Here is a 16501-nt window from a genome sequence, read left to right on the forward strand (position 1 = left end):
GCGCAATGCATTGCGCCCCGGCATCGGCAGAGTCGGCATTCGTGCCGGCCCTGTGAATTACCGCCGCGGTTATGCCTGCAACCAGCCCATCAGCTGCGCATAGTGCAGTAACATAATGGTTTTGCCGTCGCGAATGCGCCCCTCTTTCACCATCGCCAGCGCCTGAGGAAACGGCAGCTCGAGTACGGTGATCTCTTCATCTTCCACGCCACCGCCGTCGTTAGCGCGCTGCGCATCGCTGTATTCAGCGGCGAAAAAGTGCAGCAATTCCGTTACGCCGCCCGGCGACATGTAGGCCTCAAACAGCTTTTCGACCTTGCCGACCTGATAGCCGGTCTCTTCCACCGCTTCTTTACGGATGCAATCTTCCGGCGTGTCGTTATCCAGCAGTCCGGCGCAGGTTTCAATCAGCTCACCGCTGGCGTTGTCATTAACATAGGTCGCGATGCGGAACTGACGAATCAGCACCACGCTGTTTTTTTCACGGTTGTAGAGCAGGATGGTGGCGCCGTTGCCGCGATCGTAGACTTCACGTTTGTGACGTACCACGTCGCCGTTGCTGCGGGTGAGTTCGTAGGTGTAGTTGCGCAGAATGAAATAATTATCAGACAGCAACTTATCTTTGATGATGTTGATCTTTAACGACATAGCCGCTCCACTGCGTAGCTGAGGGAGCCTGAGATAATAGGCCGAAGCCGCAGGGAAAACTATCTGAATTGTGGAGCAGGTTGCCCGCGATGGCGTGAGGCTGTCAGTTGAGCATTACGCCTCTTCAACGCTCATGATACGTGTCGTAGCGGCGCCATCATTGAGCATCCGGGCGGCGGTGCAGTGATTAACTTAGCGCGATAAATCGCGCCGCTACAATATGCGAAGGATGAGGGTGCAGAAATAAAATGCCGCACGAATCGTAGAGGCGCCATTCATTGCGCATCCGGGCAGCTGTGCAGTGATTAACTTAGCGCGATAAATCGCGCCGCTACGATGTTGTGTGGTTTGCGGCGGTATCAACCGGTCGGCACGAAAACCCTGATACCGCACCGGCAGGCGCGGCCAGGGCCATTATTAAAAACCGTTTGGCTGGTCTTTCATATCCGGCAGATGGTGGGCAATGCCTTTGTGGCAGTCGATACAGGTCTGTCCGTCCTGCACCGCTTTGCTGTGCATTTTGGCGGCGACCGTTTTCTGCGCGGTGAAGTCCATGTAGTCGAAGTTGTGACAGTTACGACACTCCTGCGAATTGTTGTTCTTCATCCGGCGCCACTCGTTCTGCGCCAGCTCGATACGCGTCTCTTCAAACTTCTGCGGCGTATCAATCAGGCCAAAGATCTTGGCGTACACCTCTTTACTCGCCTGGATCTTACGAATCATCTTCGGCCCCCACTCGTGCGGCACGTGACAATCCGGGCAGGTGGCGCGCACGCCGCTGCGGTTGTTGTAGTGCACCGTCTGCATATATTCCTGATAGACGTTGTTGCGCATTTCGTGACAGCCAATACAGAACTGCTCGCGGTTGGTCATCTCCATCGCGGTGTTAAAACCACCCCAGAAGATGATGCCGCCAGCAAAACCAAGAATCAGCAGCGTGCCGAGCGCCAGACGGCTGGGGCGTCGCCACCAGCGCCAGATACGTAAAAGTTTCTGTTTCATCGTCACCTCACTGCCCAAAGCCGTCAGCCGGCTTAAAGGTGTTTTCCACCACCGGTTTAGCATCGGTCTGCGGCACGTGACACTGCAGGCAGAAGTAGCGACGCGGCGATACCGTGCTGCTCACCACGCCGTCGCGGTCGGTAAAGTGCGTCGGACTGACGCGCGGCGCGCCGGTGGTCAGATAGCTCTGGGTGCCGTGACACTGCAGGCAGCGGTTCACGTTCTTCGTCACCTGGTAGCCCTCCACGCTGTGCGGGATCACCGGCGGCTGATTAACATAGTTCAGCGGCTTGCGGCTCTGCTCTTTGGGCTGATGAATGGTGCCCTGCTGCGTTGCCGTCACTTCCGGTGACTGATTGAGATCGACGCCGTTATTAGCGTACACCACGCCGCCCAGCATCAGGGCGGCGGCGGTTACAAGAGTGATAAAAGGTTTCATTGCATCCTGCCTCAGATTTTCACCAGCTTAACGGCGCATTTTTTGTAATCGGTCTGCTTCGACAGCGGATCGGTGGCGTCCAGCGTGATGTTGTTGGCCAGCACGCCGGCATCGAAGAACGGCATAAATACCAGCCCCTGCGGCGGCTGATTACGCCCGCGCGTTTCCACGGTGGCGAGGGTTTCGCCACGACGCGATACCACGCGCACCTTCTCACCGCGACGGAAGCCGCGATCTTTGGCGTCCAGCGGATGGATATACAGCAGCGCCTGCGGCACCGCGCGGTGCAGTTCCGGCACGCGGCGCGTCATGGTGCCAGTGTGCCAGTGCTCCAGCACGCGACCGGTGCAGAACCACAGGTCATATTCGGCATCCGGCGCTTCCGCTGGCGGCTCGTACGGCAGGGCAAAAATGGTGGCTTTGCCGTCCGGCTTACCGTAAAAACGTACCCCCTCACCGGCTTTCACGTAGCTGTCGAAACCTTCACGATAGCGCCAGCGCGTCTCTTTGCCGTCCACTACCGGCCAGCGCAGACCGCGCGCCTCGTGATAAGTATCGAACGGTGCGAGATCGTGACCGTGGCCGCGGCCAAAGCTGGCATACTCCTCGAACAGGCCTTTCTGAATATAGAAGCCGAACTCACGCGCTTCATCGTTGAGGCGATCGTCGGCCACTTCGCTCAGCGGGAACTGATTCACCTGGCCGTTGGCATACAGCACGTCGTACAGGGTTTTGCCTTTCAGCTCAGGCTGCTGAGCAATCAGCGCCTCTGGCCACACGTCCTCAACGCGGAAGCGTTTGGCAAAGGTCACCAGCTGCCACAGATCCGATTTCGCCTCGCCCGGCGCTTTCACCTGCTGATGCCAGAACTGGGTACGGCGCTCGGCGTTGCCGTAGGCGCCCTCTTTCTCTACCCACATCGCCGTTGGCAGAATCAGGTCGGCAGACAGGGCGCTGACGGTCGGATACGGGTCGGATACCACCACAAAGTTGCGTGCATCGCGCCAGCCCGGCATGCGCTCCTGCGTCAGGTTCGGCCCGGCCTGCATGTTGTTGTTACACATCACCCAGTAGGCATTCAGCTTGCCGTCTTTCAGCGCGCGATCCTGCGCCACGGCGTGCAGACCGACTTTGGCTGGCACCGTGCCCTGCGGCAGCTTCCACAGTTTTTCAGCTAAAGCGCGGTGTTTGTCATTGTTCACCACCATGTCGGCTGGCAGACGGTGCGCAAACGTGCCCACTTCACGCGCGGTGCCACAGGCCGATGGCTGGCCGGTGAGCGAGAACGGTCCGGTGCCCGGACGGGAAATCTTGCCGGTCAGCAGGTGGATGTTGTAGCACAGGTTGTTCGCCCACACGCCGCGCGTATGCTGGTTAAAGCCCATGGTCCAGTAAGAGACCACCTTGACGTTCGGATCGGCGTACAGCTCCGCCAGCGCGATCAGCTGATCCTGTTCCACGCCGCTCATGGCGCTGGCTTTTTCCACCGTGTATTCCGCGACAAATTGCGCATACTCATCGAAGCTGATCGGCGTCGACTCGCCGTTGTCCGGATTTTTCGCCGCCGCCTGCAGCGGATTGGTCGGGCGCAAACCGTAGCCGATATCAGTCACGCCTTTACGCAGCGTGACGTGATTCTGCAGGAAGGTTTTATCGACTTTGTTGTTCTGAATGATGTAGTTAGCGATGAAGTTGAGGATCGCCAGATCGCTCTGCGGCGTGAAGACGATGGCGTTATCGGCCAGCTCGAAGCTGCGGTGGCGATAGGTCGACAGCACCGCCACTTTGACGTTGTCATTGCTGAGACGACGCGCGGTCAGGCGTGACCAGAGAATCGGGTGCATCTCGGCCATGTTCGATCCCCACAGCACAAACGCATCGGCCTGCTCAATGTCATCGTAACAGCCCATCGGTTCGTCCATGCCGAAGGTGCGCATAAAGCCCACCACCGCAGACGCCATGCAGTGGCGCGCGTTCGGATCGAGGTTGTTGGTGCGGAAGCCGGCTTTCATCAGCTTTGATGCGGCGTAACCTTCCCACACGGTCCACTGGCCGGAGCCAAACATGCCGACCGATTCCGGGCCGTTGGCTTTCAGCGCCGCCTTAAACTTCGCTTCCATGATGTCGAACGCCTGATCCCAGCTTACCGGGGTGAACTCGCCGTTCTTATCAAATTTGCCGTCGGTCATGCGCAGCAGCGGCTGGGTCAGACGATCTTTGCCGTACATGATCTTCGGCAGGAAGTAGCCTTTGATGCAGTTCAGACCGCGATTAACCTCCGCCTGCGGATCGCCCTGCGAGGCGACCACGCGGCCATTCTGCGTGCCGACCAGCACGCCACAGCCGGTGCCGCAAAACCGGCACGGCGCTTTTTCCCAGCGAATCGGCTCAGCCAGGCTGGTGGCCGCTTTGGTCACGGTCGGAATGGTGAGACCGGCAGCCGTTGCAGCAGCAGCCGCCGCATTGGCCTTCATAAAATCACGACGACTCAGGTTCATGATGCTTCCTTACAGGGTTCTTCAATTTCGTCTTGCTGGTGATAAACCAGCGATACCGCCAGCACATCCGGGATGTTGCGGGTGGCTTCAATGTTGCTCAGCAGCGTGGCGCTGTCGGCCGCGCCCAGCGTTAGCGCCAGCGTGCCGCGTGCGGCATCTTCTGCCGCAATGTCGCTATCGGCAAAGTTCAGTAGCGCCTGCCGCACCGCCGCGATCGCGGTCGGACGTGCCTGAATCACCAGGCCGCATACGTGCCAGCTGTCGTTATTCGTCATGATGCAGTCCTGTGGCTGAGACCGGACACGGCGCGATACAGGCGCCACAGCCGGTGCAGTGTTGCGGAAGGATTTCCGGCTGGCCGATGCCGTTGGGCATCAGGCGAAAACGGATCGCCTGCTGCTCACAACTCTCCTGGCAGCTGCGACAGTTAACGCCAAGAAAAGCGATACAGCGGCTGTCGATGCGGATGCGCCGGCTAAAAGGTTCAGTGTCGCGCGGCTGAAACAGCGGCTGCGGGCAGACGTCGGCACAGGCGGCGCAAAAGGTGCATTCCCCCTGCAGAAAGTCGAGCTGCGGCGCTTCGCCAGCGGCGATGCGGATAATGCCGCTCTCGCAGGCTTGTACGCAGCGGGCGCAGCCGTCACAGCCGCTCTCTCCCCGCCACCACGGCAACGCGATACCGCCGGCAGGCATGACGCGCTGCCCGGTAAAGAGTTCACGTCGCGACAGCGCCATCGGCTCACCTCAATGCGGGGATGTAGAGATGGTGCGTAAAATAACCTGAGGTTATGAAGGGCTATATCACCCGAAAGGTGTAATTCCCGATGCGGGATCAAGAGAAGGAGAATTGCAATAAAAACGGGGGCCGACTGGCCCCCGCAGGTGAGCATCGCTGCGATTAACGCGCGTTGTCTTCCGCCAGTTTAGGCGCCGCATCATCCTGATCGTCATGATGATGCTCGTGCTCTTTCATCGCTTCCGCCTGCACGCGCTTACGCACGCCAAACCAGCCGAGCACCAGCAGCACGGCAATCAGCGGAATTGAAGCAATGGTGTAAGTGCCGTTCGGGTAGTCAAACGCCATCAGCACCAGCACGCTCACCAGGAACAGCAGCGTCAGCCACGAGGTAACCGGCGCCCACGGCAGCTTGAAGCTGACATCTTCCGCTTTGCCCTCTTTGATGGCTTTGCGCAGACGCATCTGGCACACCACGATGAACGCCCACGAGGAGATAATCCCCAGCGACGCCACGTTCAGGACGATCTCAAACACCTGCGACGGAACGTAGTAGTTGAGCACCACGCCGATCACGTACACGCCGATGGTCACCAGGATACCGGCGTACGGCACCTGCTGCTTACTCATCTTCGACATGAACTGCGGCGCCGACCCGCCCATCGACATTGAACGCAGAATACGTCCGGTAGAGTACAGGCCCGAGTTCAGGCTCGACAGCGCCGCGCTCAGCACCACGATGTTCATCACGCTGCCAATGTAGGGCACGCCCAGTTTGGAGAAGAAGGTGACGAACGGGCTTTGTCCGGCCTGATAGGCGTTCCACGGCAGCAGCAGTACCAGCAGCACCACGGAACCCACATAGAACAGGCCGATACGCCAGATCACGCTGTTGATGGCTTTCGGCAGCATGGTTTTCGGGTCTTTACACTCGCCCGCCGCCGTGCCCACCAGCTCAATCGAGGCGAAGGCAAACACCACGCCCTGTACCAGCACCAGCGCCGGCAGCAGACCGTGCGGGAATAGCCCGCCGTTGTCGGTGATCAGATGGAAGCCTGTGGTGTTGCCGTCCAGCGGTTTACCGCTGCCGAGGAACACCACGCCGACAATCAGGAACACCACGATGGCCAGCACTTTCACCAGCGCGAACCAGAATTCCATCTCGGCGAACCATTTCACGCCGATCATGTTCATGGTGCCGACAATCGCCAGCGCGCCCAGCGCAAATACCCACTGCGGCACATCACCAAACGCGCCCCAGTAATGCATGTAAAGCGCCACCGCGGTGATATCGACGATACCGGTCATCGCCCAGTTAACGAAATACATCCAGCCCGCGACGTAGGACGCTTTTTCCCCGAGGAATTCACGCGCGTACGAAACAAAGCTGCCGCTGGAAGGGCGATGCAACACCAGCTCGCCCAACGCACGGAGAATAAAGAAGGAGAAGATACCGCACACCAGATACACCAGTGCCAGTGCCGGACCGGCCATCTGCAGACGCGCGCCGGCACCGAGGAACAGACCGGTACCGATAGCGCCGCCAATGGCGATCATTTGTACCTGACGGTTACCCATTGCTTTTTGGTAACCCGTGTCGTGAGAGTTAAGCCAGCGCCTTCTCGCAGCACGCTGTTCGGCTGGCGTTTTTTTAGTAGATTTCATAGCTTTCCTGTTTGTCCTGTCCATCAATCACCGCGTAACCAATCGATTGCGCCGGGCAGTGCGAAATGGGGTAAAACCGGCCCCTGAGCGGCGGAACGATGCCGCGCGGCGAGCCGGGAAATTACGGCGATGAATCCTACCCGTTCTGCATGAACGAAGCAAAATATACTGGCTGACTGCACGGGTTGATTTGTAATAATCCGTCGCGACGCACAAAAAAACCGGCCAGTGGGGTGGCCGGTAATCGGTGGCTACAGGAAAAAACTACCAGAGGGGAATAATGAAGGGCATTAACGGTAAATCTCGGCGCTGCCGCTCCACATGCTGGAATCGCCCGGATTCTGCATGCCGATGACGCGATAGTGGCTGGCGCCCATCTCTTCCGCTTTCTGCGACAGCTGACGGGTGGCGTCATCCAGCGAACCGCGCACGCCGCTCACCGAAACGGTGCCGCTGCTTTGCAGGTCCTGGGTTTGTGCCTCGCTCAACGGCGAGGCGGCAAAGGTAGTAAACGATGCGCTGGCAAGCAGTGCAGCAGTCATTACGGCATAACGTGTCTTCATGAGGTGCTCCTGTTGTCGTGCGGGAAAAGGGTTACGCGTCAAAGTATCGGCGAGCCATTGCAAACCAGGCTGCGCGGGCGGTAAAAGCGTTCAATATTTCGCCAGCCAAACGCGACTAATCCAGGGAAACGTAAAACGTGGTGAGTTTCTCTGGTAAAAGTAACCAGATGTGTCAATTTCGCGCTCGCACCCGCGCTGCGGCTGACTTATAATCCCCCGCTCTTGTAAGGGTTATTATTGTGATAGTGAAACGTCCCGTTACCCGCACCATTGCCCGCGCGCTCAGCGCGATTGTGCTGCTGTCGCTGTTAACCACCGGCCTGGCGCTGATGACGCTCTCCAGCAGTTTGCGCGATGCCGAAGCGGTGAATGTCGCCGGCTCGCTGCGCATGCAAATCTACCGGCTGGCGTGGGACAGCACGCGCGATCCGCAGCAGCTGGCGCACCATATGCAGCAATATCAGCAGACGCTGGAGTCACCGGCGCTGCAACATCTGGAGCGTCCGTGGGTGCCGATTGAAGTCAGCAGCCGCTACCGCTATCTGCGCGACAGCTGGCCGGTACTGCAGGAGACGCTGCAGCCGGCGCGGGCGCAGGTGTACCAGCAGCGCGTGGCGGGCTACGTCAGTGAGATTGACCGCTTCGTGCTGGCGGTGCAGCACTACGCCGAGCTGAAAATGCATCTGGTGGCCGCCAGCAGCCTGTTCGGCTTTCTGGCGATTGTCGCGCTGGCGCTGTGGAGCATTGGCTTTATTCGCCGCAACGTGGTGCGTCCGCTCGATTCGCTGGTCACCGCCAGTCAATACGTCGAGCAGGCCAACTTCAGTTTTCCGCCGCTTTCCGTGCATCAGCCCAACGAGCTGGGCGTGCTGGCGCAGGCGTTTACCACCATGGCGGAGCGGCTGCATTCGCACTATCGCCTGCTGGAGTGCGCGGTGCGCAATAAAACCGAAGATTTAACCCAGGCCAACCGCACGCTGTCGCTGCTGTATGAAAGCTCGCAGATTCTCACCGGCAGCCCGCTCAATCCCGAGCTGTTCCAGGGCCTGCTGCGGCTGGTGCAGCGACGGGAAGCGCTGGAGGTGCTGCAAATCGCCAGCGAGGATATCGCCTTCCAGGCCGGCGTGCCCGCCGACGATCTCAGCTGGCAGCGGCTGCCGCTGCAGCAGGAGGAGCAGCGCCTCGGCGAACTGTGCTGGCAAACCCGCCGCGCGCCGCCGGCCGATGAGCTGATGCACAGTCTGGCCAACATGCTGGCGCGTGCACTGTGGATCTGGCAGACGCAGAAGCAGTATCAGCAGATGCTGCTGATTGAAGAGCGCGCCACCATTGCGCGCGAGCTGCACGATTCGCTGGCGCAGTCGCTCTCTTTTCTGCGTATCCAGCTGACGCTGCTGCGGCGTAATGTCGATAGCAGCCAGCCGCAGGCACAGGCGATCATCGCCGATTTTGATCGCGCGCTGGCCGAGGCCTATCAGCAGCTGCGCGAGCTGCTCACCACCTTCCGCCTGAGCATTGAACAGGCCGATTTAGTGCAGGCGATGCAGGCGATGATCGCCCCGCTGCAGGAGCAGTCGCAGGCGGCGATTACCTTTGACTATCAGCCTGGCCTGCAAACGCTGGATGCCCAGCAGCAGGTGCACGTGCTGCAGATTGCGCGCGAGGCGCTGCTCAATGCAATTCGTCACGCGCAGGCGCAGCAGATTCAGATTCGCTATCAGCGTGTCGCTGATGATGAGCACCTGCTGACCATCGAAGATGACGGTTGCGGTATCAACAGCGTGGAAGAGCCGCCGGGCCACTACGGGCTGACCATCATGGCCGAGCGCGCGACGCGTCTCGCCGGCAGCTTACTGATTACCCCGCAGGCGCAGGGCACCTGCGTCACGCTGCGTTTTCCCGCCCGCCCCGCGCACCGGCTGGCTTAACGCATTACACTTAGCAAATGGATTGAAACTCTGGAGAACCTATGGCTCACCCTTCCCTGTCTATTATGATCGTTGACGATCATCCGCTGATGCGTCGCGGTATCCGCCAGTTGCTGGCGCTGGAACCGCGTCTGGAAGTGGTGGCTGAGGCGAATAACGGTACCGAAGCACTGGCCGAAGCGCGCCGTCTGGCACCGGATGTGATTCTGCTCGATCTGAATATGAAGGGCATGTCCGGGCTGGATACGCTGAAAGCGCTGCGCCACGAGGGCGTCGCGGCACGCATTCTGGTACTGACAGTGTCCGACGCGCGCAGCGATATTTACGCCATGGTGGATGCCGGTGCCGATGGCTATCTGCTTAAAGACAGCGAACCGGAACTGCTGCTGGCGCAGGTAATGCGCGGCGCACAGGGCGAGAACGTGTTCAGCGAGGTGGTGGCAGAATATCTGGCGACCCGCCAGCCCAGCGCTAATCCGTTCAGACAGCTGACCGAGCGCGAGCTGGATGTGTTGCAGGAAGTGGCGCGCGGCTTATCCAACAAAGAGATTGCCGCCACGCTGCATATTTCGGAAGAAACGGTAAAGGTGCACATCCGCAACCTGCTGCGTAAGCTCGACGTCCGTTCCCGCGTTGCGGCAACGGTGCTGTGGCTGGAGAGTCGCAATGTGTGAGTGCGCACATAAAGCTGCTGCGACTTTTACACTTTCTCCATAATTTATCCACGATTCCCTAATTTGCCCCGCGTACAGTAAGCAGCAGCCGGAGTTTTCAGGATCGCCCTTGCACTCCGCCAGCGTGAAGCGCAGCGTGCGACACGCTTTTACTAATAACAAGTACAAAGTACGCAGCTGAGGAGTGTCGGTTTCATGTCGAACTTTTTTATCGACCGCCCCATTTTTGCCTGGGTGCTGGCTATTTTGCTGTGCCTGTGTGGCACGCTGGCCATTATCTCGCTGCCGGTGGAACAGTATCCGGATCTCGCGCCGCCTAACGTGCGCATCACCGCCAACTATCCCGGCGCATCCGCGCAGACGCTGGAAAACACCGTCACCCAGGTTATCGAGCAGAATATGACGGGGATCGATAACCTGATGTACATGTCCTCGAACAGCAGCAACACCGGCCAGGCGCAGATCACCCTCACCTTTACCGCCGGCACTAACCCGGATGAAGCGCGGCAACAGGTACAGAATCAGCTGCAGAGCGCGCTGCGCAAACTGCCGGCGGCGGTGCAGTCGCAGGGCGTCACGGTAAACAAAACCGGCGACAGCAACATTCTGATGATCGCCTTTGTCTCCACCGACGGCAGCATGGATAAACAGGATATTGCCGATTACGTTGCCAGTAACATTCAGGATCCGCTCAGCCGCATCGACGGCGTCGGCCAGGTCGATGCCTACGGCTCGCAATACGCCATGCGCATCTGGCTCGATCCCAACAAGCTGATTAACTACGCGCTAACCACCGACGATGTGGTCAGCGCCATCGAATCGCAGAACACCCAGGTGGCGGTCGGCCAGGTCGGCGGGTTGCCGTCGGTGGACAAACAGGCGCTGAACGCTACGGTTAACGCCCAGTCAATGCTACAGACGCCCGCGCAGTTTCGCGCCATTACGCTGAAAACCAACACCGACGGTTCAGTGGTGACGCTCGGCGACGTGGCCACCATTGCCATGGGCGCCGAAAAGTATGACTTTCTGAGCCGCTATAACGGCCAGCCGGCCTCCGGTCTCGGCATCAAGCTGGCCTCCGGCGCTAACGAGATGAACACCGACAAGCTGGTGCGCGCCCGTATTGCCGAACTGGTGCAATACTTCCCGCACGGGCTGGAAGCCAAAGTGGCGTTTGAAACCACGCCGTTCGTCAAAGCCTCCATTAAGGACGTGGTGAAAACGCTGCTGGAAGCGATCCTGCTGGTGTTTCTGGTGATGTACCTGTTCCTGCAAAACTTCCGCGCCACGTTGATCCCCACCATTGCTGTGCCGGTGGTGCTGCTCGGTACCTTTGCGGTGCTGTACGCCTGCGGCTTCAGTATTAACACCCTGACCATGTTCGCCATGGTGCTGGCCATCGGGCTGCTGGTGGATGATGCTATCGTGGTGGTGGAAAACGTTGAGCGCATCATGAGCGAAGAGGGATTATCGCCGCGGGCCGCCACGCGTAAATCGATGGGGCAGATTCAGGGTGCGCTGGTGGGCATCGCGCTGGTGCTGTCCGCGGTGTTTGTGCCGATGGCGTTCTTTGGCGGCACCGTGGGCGCTATCTATCGCCAGTTCTCCATCACCATTGTCTCGGCGATGGTGCTGTCGGTGCTGGTGGCGATGATTCTGACGCCCGCGCTGTGCTCCACGCTGCTCAAACCGCTGGCGCAGGGCCAGCACCATGGCCGGCGCGGCTTTTTCGGCTGGTTTAACCGTCACTTCAATGCCAGCGCCGAACGCTACGAGCGCGGCGTGGCGCGCATTCTGCTGAAGAGCGGCCGCTGGCTGCTGCTCTACCTGGCGATTATCGGCGTGATGGCATTCCTGTTTATTCGTCTGCCTACCTCCTTCCTGCCGCTGGAAGATCGCGGCGTATTTCTTACTCAGGTACAACTGCCGCCGGGCTCGACGCTGCAGCAAACCTCGCAGGTGGTGGCAAAGGTTGAGGATTATTACCTGACTGCCGAAAAGGACAATGTGCTGTCGGTGTTCTCCACCATCGGTGCCGGTCCGGGCGGTAACGGACAAAACGTGGCGCGCCTGTTTGTGCGTCTGAAGGACTGGGAGCAGCGGCCAGGTCGCGATCGCACCTCGTTTGCCATCATCGATCGCGCCACCGCAGCCTTCAAAAAGATCAAAGAGGCACGCGTCATCGCCAGCAGTCCACCGGCGATCACCGGCATGGGCAGCTCCTCCGGCTTTGATATGGAGTTGCAGGATCACGGCGGCATCGGGCATACCGAGCTGATGGCGATGCGCGATCGGCTGCTGGCGCTGGCCGACAACAATCCGGCGCTGTCGCGCGTGCGCCACAACGGGCTCGACGACAGCCCGCAGCTGCAGATTGATGTCGACCAGCGCAAAGCGCAGGCGCTCGGCGTGTCGCTGGATACCATCAACGACACCCTGACCACCGCCTGGGGCTCAACCTACGTGAATGATTTTCTCGATCGCGGCCGCGTGAAGAAGGTCTACGTCCAGGCCGCACCGGAATTCCGCATGCTGCCAGGCGACATTAACAAATGGTATGTGCGCAACAACAGTGGCGGCATGGTGCCGTTCTCCGCTTTCGCCACCAGCCACTGGGAGACCGGTTCACCGCGTCTTGAACGCTATAACGGCTATTCGTCGCTGGAGATTGTCGGCGAGGCGGCTAACGGCGTCAGCAGCGGCACGGCGATGGATGAGATGGAGAAACTGGTGGCGCAGCTGCCGCTCGGCGTTGGCTTCCAGTGGACCGGTGCCTCCTATCAGGAGCGTCTCTCCGGCTCGCAGGCGCCGGCGCTGTATGCGATTTCGCTGCTGGTGGTGTTCCTGTGCCTCGCGGCGCTGTACGAGAGCTGGTCGATTCCGTTCTCGGTGATGCTGGTGGTGCCGCTGGGCGTGGTGGGCGCGCTGGTCGCCACCTGGCTGCGCGGACTGGAGAATGACGTCTACTTTCAGGTCGGGCTGCTGACGGTGATTGGCCTGTCGGCGAAGAATGCGATCCTGATCGTCGAGTTCGCCAATGAGATCAACAGCAAAGGGCGTGAGCTGCTGGAATCGACGCTGGAGGCATCGCGGCAGCGCCTGCGGCCGATTCTGATGACGTCGCTGGCCTTTATTTTCGGCGTGCTGCCGATGGCGATCAGCAGCGGTGCCGGTTCCGGCAGCCAGCATGCGGTCGGTACGGGCGTGATGGGCGGCATGATCTCCGCCACGGTGCTGGCGATCTTCTTTGTGCCGCTGTTCTTTGTGCTGGTGCGCCGCCGCTTCCCGCTGCGGGCAAAGCCGCACGACTGAGGCTAACTCCGGGCAAATAAAAAGCCGCCATGATGAATGGCGGCTTTATTGATGTATGCGGTAAGAATAACAGCAAGTTGGGAAGTGCCCTGCTTTTCTCTTCACGAATTACTTACGTAACATCGCTTCGATAAATTCTTTCCAGTTCCCCAGTTCGTGTTCAACCATAAAACCCTCTCTTCTTGTAGTGGCGATTTTACGCCGTTTTTTTCTACAGGTGAATACGTTTCCACCTCTCATCACTATCGGCAACTACCGCAGAAAGCTTGAATTTGCCGAAACTGCGGACTGACGCACATTTCAGCAACCTGTTAATGCGACTCATAAAAGCGCGGACTTAATCCGCCAGGCCCGTTTTTACCGCCTAAGATAATTCTTAGATCGCTAATGATGCCGCAGGCGACAATTTCGCAGGTAAGTGAAAGCGTTTACTGGCCCTGATTAGCGGCGTTTATTGGCGTCGCGGCGAGATGAAAAACAGCGCTGCTGCGCGTCTGACCTCACAGCCCACGGCGCGCTATGGTAAACTCGCGCTTTATTTAACACAGGACGGGAATACGCGATGACAGCGCAGTGGGTGATGTACGGAATTAAGAATTGCGACACCATAAAAAAAGCACGCAACTATTTGAGCACTTCCGGCATCGACTTTCATTTTCATGATTATCGCGCTGACGGGCTGGATGCGGCGCTGCTGCAATCCTTTATCGACCAGCTGGGGTATGACGTGCTGCTGAACACGCGCGGCACCACCTGGCGTCAGTTGCCGGAAGCGGAACGCGATGCCATCCGCGATGCGGCCAGCGCCAAAGCGCTGATGCTGGCGCACCCGGCGCTGATCAAACGTCCGGTGCTGGCGGCGCCAGACGGTACATTGCTGGTGGGTTTCAAAGAACCCGTTTATCACGCCTTTATCCAGGAGAAGTCATAACATGTTCTGTCCGGTCATTGAGCTGGCTCAGCAGCTTATTCGTCGCCCCTCGCTTAGTCCGGATGACGCCGGTTGCCAGGCCATGTTAATTGCGCGCCTGGAGGCGATTGGTTTCCACGTCGAGCCGATGCACATTGGCGATACGCTTAACTTCTGGGCCACGCGCGGCCAGGGCGAAACGCTGGCCTTTGCCGGGCACACCGATGTGGTGCCGCCGGGCGATGCCAACCGCTGGATCAGCCCGCCGTTTGAACCTTCGATTCGCGACGGCATGCTGTTTGGCCGTGGCGCCGCGGACATGAAAGGCTCGCTGGCGGCGATGGTGGTGGCGGCCGAGCGCTTCGTTGCTGCCCATCCCAATCATGCTGGCCGGCTGGCGTTTCTCATCACTTCCGATGAAGAAGCCAGCGCCGTCAACGGTACGGTAAAAGTGGTTGAGCGCCTGATGGCGCGCAATGAACGCATGGATTACTGCCTCGTCGGTGAACCGTCGAGCACCGAAGTGGTCGGCGACGTGGTGAAGAATGGTCGTCGCGGCTCGATGACCGCCAATCTGACCATTCACGGCGTGCAGGGCCACGTGGCTTATCCGCATCTGGCTGATAACCCGGTACATCGTGCAATGCCAGCGCTCAACGAGCTGGTGGCGACCAAATGGGATCAGGGCAATGAGTTCTTCCCGCCCACCAGCATGCAGATCGCCAACGTGCAGGCCGGCACCGGCAGTAACAATGTGATTCCCGGCGAGTTTTTCGTGCAGTTTAACTTCCGCTTCAGCACCGAACTGACCGATCAGATGATCAAAGATCGCGTGGCGGCGCTGCTCGATCGCCACCAGCTGCGCTATACGCTGGAGTGGAATGTGTCCGGTCAGCCATTCCTGACTTCACGCGGCAAGCTGGTGGATGCGGTCGTCAACGCCGTGGCGCACTATAATGAGATCAAGCCGCAGCTGTTAACCACCGGCGGCACCTCTGACGGGCGCTTTATTGCCCGCATGGGCGCACAGGTGGTGGAGCTCGGCCCGGTGAATGCCACTATTCATAAGATCAATGAGTGCGTGAAAGCCTCGGATTTGCAGCTGCTGAGCCGGATGTATCAGCGCATTATGGAACAGCTGATCGCCTGATGGCACCTTGAAGGAGAAACCTCATGGAATGGTTAAAAGAGTACTGGTGGGTGATTGTGATTCTGCTGATGGTGGGCGTGCTGATGAACGTCTATAAAGACCTGAAGCGCATCGATCATAAAAAATATATGGATAACAAACCGGATCTGCCACCGCATCGCGATTTCAACGATAAGTGGGACGATGACGACGACTGGCCGAAAAAGAAGTAGTCGCCGCCGATCGTTTAGCGTACAAGGTCGCCCTGCACGGCGACCTTTGTTTTATGGCGCGCCGGTCTCATACCATCATCACCACATCGTCGTCGCCCGGCTTCGCCCCGCTCAGCGCCTCATCGAAATAGCGGCGCGGCACGGTATAGCGCAGGTGGTTCAGCGCCAGCTGCATGCTGCGTTCATCAATTGCGTGCGGCAGGTCGTCAACGATATCCAGCGTCACATCGCCGCCCAGCGCGGTTAAGCGCTGCATCGCCGCTTCCGCATGCTGCATCGGCACCTGCTCGTCATAATCGCCGTGAATCAGGTGGATAGTGTTGCGCGTGCTGGCCTGCTCCGGCAGCGTGACGTAGCGGCCGCTAAAGGCCACCACGCGTCCCGCCAGATCCGGCTGGGCTTTTACGCCTTCCAGCACCATGGTGCCGCCCTGCGAAAAACCGACCAGCGCGGTGGCTTCCGGCCGCACGCCGCTCTGCTGCTGCCAGTGACGCACCGACTCGACAAAGGACGGCATCACCGCATCCACGCCCTGCTGCTGCGAGCGGTCGTGTTCCGGTATCTCGGCATACCACTGGCGGCCCTGCGGCGCGCTGGCCGGATAAGGCGCGCCCACCGACACCACCTGCGCCTGCGGAAACGCCTGCGCGAACCAGCTGCCAATCTGCGCCATCGAATCGGGGTTGTCGTTCACGCCGTGATACAGCAAAAACAGCTGCGCGGCGTTATCTGGTTGCTGAACAATTACATATCGTAGTGCCATA

The 16501-nt window shown here is 59.3% G+C and carries 16 protein-coding genes; 6 read left to right on the plus strand and 10 right to left on the minus strand.

The window, feature by feature from the left end:
• Positions 1–69: 69 nt before the first annotated feature.
• The 8 genes from nudK to KOL70_RS09695 all read right to left on the minus strand — a co-directional run bounded on the left by nudK (position 70) and on the right by KOL70_RS09695 (position 7551).
• Entirely contained in the window at positions 70–648 is a 579-nt protein-coding gene (gene nudK, locus KOL70_RS09660) for a GDP-mannose pyrophosphatase NudK (RefSeq protein WP_021508055.1), read from the minus strand.
• A 417-nt stretch (positions 649–1065) separates the two neighbouring features.
• Positions 1066–1650, minus strand: a complete 585-nt coding sequence (gene napC, locus KOL70_RS09665; RefSeq protein WP_058758337.1) for a cytochrome c-type protein NapC — start codon at positions 1648–1650, stop codon at positions 1066–1068.
• Positions 1651–1657: 7 nt separating this feature from the next.
• Entirely contained in the window at positions 1658–2089 is a 432-nt protein-coding gene (napB, locus tag KOL70_RS09670) for a nitrate reductase cytochrome c-type subunit (RefSeq protein ID WP_021508053.1), read from the minus strand.
• Between the two features lie 11 nt (positions 2090–2100).
• Positions 2101–4587: a nitrate reductase catalytic subunit NapA gene (gene napA, locus KOL70_RS09675; RefSeq protein WP_059011691.1), complete on the minus strand. Its 2487-nt coding sequence runs from the start codon at positions 4585–4587 to the stop codon at positions 2101–2103.
• Positions 4584–4862 (minus strand): chaperone NapD, encoded by a 279-nt coding sequence (locus tag KOL70_RS09680; RefSeq protein WP_021508051.1) that lies wholly within the window; start codon positions 4860–4862, stop codon positions 4584–4586. The genes napA and KOL70_RS09680 overlap by 4 nt, the downstream gene beginning before the upstream one ends.
• The gene (gene napF, locus KOL70_RS09685) at positions 4852–5322 is read right to left on the minus strand and encodes a ferredoxin-type protein NapF (RefSeq protein WP_021508050.1); all 471 of its coding nucleotides are present in this window, start codon (positions 5320–5322) and stop codon (positions 4852–4854) included. Before napF ends, KOL70_RS09680 begins: the two co-directional genes overlap by 11 nt.
• Before the next feature lie 163 nt (positions 5323–5485).
• On the minus strand, positions 5486–6988 hold the full coding sequence (gene ansP, locus KOL70_RS09690; RefSeq protein ID WP_215480581.1) for an L-asparagine permease: 1503 nt from the start codon (positions 6986–6988) through the stop codon (positions 5486–5488).
• Positions 6989–7278: 290 nt separating this feature from the next.
• Entirely contained in the window at positions 7279–7551 is a 273-nt protein-coding gene (locus tag KOL70_RS09695) for a DUF1471 domain-containing protein (protein WP_058770823.1), read from the minus strand.
• A 239-nt stretch (positions 7552–7790) separates the two neighbouring features.
• Between KOL70_RS09695 and narQ the strand changes: the two genes are divergently transcribed.
• From narQ to acrD, 3 genes are all read left to right on the plus strand, one after another.
• Positions 7791–9479 carry a nitrate/nitrite two-component system sensor histidine kinase NarQ gene (gene narQ / locus KOL70_RS09700; RefSeq protein WP_215480582.1) on the plus strand — a complete coding sequence of 563 codons (1689 nt, stop codon included), beginning with the start codon at positions 7791–7793 and terminating at the stop codon, positions 9477–9479.
• Between the two features lie 41 nt (positions 9480–9520).
• Positions 9521–10153: a response regulator gene (locus tag KOL70_RS09705; RefSeq protein WP_058758331.1), complete on the plus strand. Its 633-nt coding sequence runs from the start codon at positions 9521–9523 to the stop codon at positions 10151–10153.
• Between the two features lie 195 nt (positions 10154–10348).
• A complete protein-coding gene (acrD, locus tag KOL70_RS09710) occupies positions 10349–13465 on the plus strand; it encodes a multidrug efflux RND transporter permease AcrD (protein ID WP_215480583.1) in 3117 nt (1038 codons plus the stop codon).
• 108 nt (positions 13466–13573) lie between these two features.
• Here the strand turns inward: acrD and ypfM are convergent, their stop codons facing one another.
• Positions 13574–13705: a protein YpfM gene (gene ypfM / locus KOL70_RS23800; RefSeq protein ID WP_369597198.1), complete on the minus strand. Its 132-nt coding sequence runs from the start codon at positions 13703–13705 to the stop codon at positions 13574–13576.
• Positions 13706–14027: 322 nt separating this feature from the next.
• On the opposite strand from ypfM, the gene KOL70_RS09720 reads away from it, so the two are divergent.
• Genes KOL70_RS09720 through KOL70_RS09730 form a run of 3 tightly spaced genes read left to right on the plus strand, consistent with a single transcriptional unit; the run spans position 14028 to position 15737 of the window.
• A complete protein-coding gene (locus KOL70_RS09720) occupies positions 14028–14396 on the plus strand; it encodes an ArsC family reductase (protein ID WP_021508043.1) in 369 nt (122 codons plus the stop codon).
• A 1-nt stretch (position 14397) separates the two neighbouring features.
• Positions 14398–15525 (plus strand): succinyl-diaminopimelate desuccinylase, encoded by a 1128-nt coding sequence (dapE, locus tag KOL70_RS09725; protein WP_215480584.1) that lies wholly within the window; start codon positions 14398–14400, stop codon positions 15523–15525.
• Between the two features lie 23 nt (positions 15526–15548).
• Complete coding sequence (locus KOL70_RS09730; protein ID WP_021508042.1) at positions 15549–15737, plus strand: YpfN family protein; 189 nt, start codon at positions 15549–15551, stop codon at positions 15735–15737.
• 67 nt (positions 15738–15804) lie between these two features.
• Here the strand turns inward: KOL70_RS09730 and ypfH are convergent, their stop codons facing one another.
• Positions 15805–16500 carry an esterase gene (gene ypfH / locus KOL70_RS09735; protein WP_021508041.1) on the minus strand — a complete coding sequence of 232 codons (696 nt, stop codon included), beginning with the start codon at positions 16498–16500 and terminating at the stop codon, positions 15805–15807.
• Position 16501: the final 1 nt, after the last annotated feature.

Source organism: Pantoea sp. B270 (assembly GCF_018726825.1).
GTDB lineage: Bacteria > Pseudomonadota > Gammaproteobacteria > Enterobacterales > Enterobacteriaceae > Pantoea > Pantoea dispersa.

What these genes read in the sequence shown, in the direction of transcription:
- nudK (WP_021508055.1), bottom strand. Translation starts at nt 648, where the DNA reads ATGTCGTTAAAGATCAACATCATCAAAGATAAGTTGCTGTCTGATAAT.
- napC (WP_058758337.1), bottom strand. Translation starts at nt 1,650, where the DNA reads ATGAAACAGAAACTTTTACGTATCTGGCGCTGGTGGCGACGCCCCAGC.
- napB (WP_021508053.1), bottom strand. Translation starts at nt 2,089, where the DNA reads ATGAAACCTTTTATCACTCTTGTAACCGCCGCCGCCCTGATGCTGGGC.
- napA (WP_059011691.1), bottom strand. Translation starts at nt 4,587, where the DNA reads ATGAACCTGAGTCGTCGTGATTTTATGAAGGCCAATGCGGCGGCTGCT.
- KOL70_RS09680 (WP_021508051.1), bottom strand. Translation starts at nt 4,862, where the DNA reads ATGACGAATAACGACAGCTGGCACGTATGCGGCCTGGTGATTCAGGCA.
- napF (WP_021508050.1), bottom strand. Translation starts at nt 5,322, where the DNA reads ATGGCGCTGTCGCGACGTGAACTCTTTACCGGGCAGCGCGTCATGCCT.
- ansP (WP_215480581.1), bottom strand. Translation starts at nt 6,988, where the DNA reads ATGAAATCTACTAAAAAAACGCCAGCCGAACAGCGTGCTGCGAGAAGG.
- KOL70_RS09695 (WP_058770823.1), bottom strand. Translation starts at nt 7,551, where the DNA reads ATGAAGACACGTTATGCCGTAATGACTGCTGCACTGCTTGCCAGCGCA.
- KOL70_RS09705 (WP_058758331.1), top strand. Translation starts at nt 9,521, where the DNA reads ATGGCTCACCCTTCCCTGTCTATTATGATCGTTGACGATCATCCGCTG.
- acrD (WP_215480583.1), top strand. Translation starts at nt 10,349, where the DNA reads ATGTCGAACTTTTTTATCGACCGCCCCATTTTTGCCTGGGTGCTGGCT.
- ypfM (WP_369597198.1), bottom strand. Translation starts at nt 13,705, where the DNA reads ATGAGAGGTGGAAACGTATTCACCTGTAGAAAAAAACGGCGTAAAATC.
- KOL70_RS09720 (WP_021508043.1), top strand. Translation starts at nt 14,028, where the DNA reads ATGACAGCGCAGTGGGTGATGTACGGAATTAAGAATTGCGACACCATA.
- dapE (WP_215480584.1), top strand. Translation starts at nt 14,398, where the DNA reads ATGTTCTGTCCGGTCATTGAGCTGGCTCAGCAGCTTATTCGTCGCCCC.
- KOL70_RS09730 (WP_021508042.1), top strand. Translation starts at nt 15,549, where the DNA reads ATGGAATGGTTAAAAGAGTACTGGTGGGTGATTGTGATTCTGCTGATG.
- ypfH (WP_021508041.1), bottom strand. Translation starts at nt 16,500, where the DNA reads ATGGCACTACGATATGTAATTGTTCAGCAACCAGATAACGCCGCGCAG.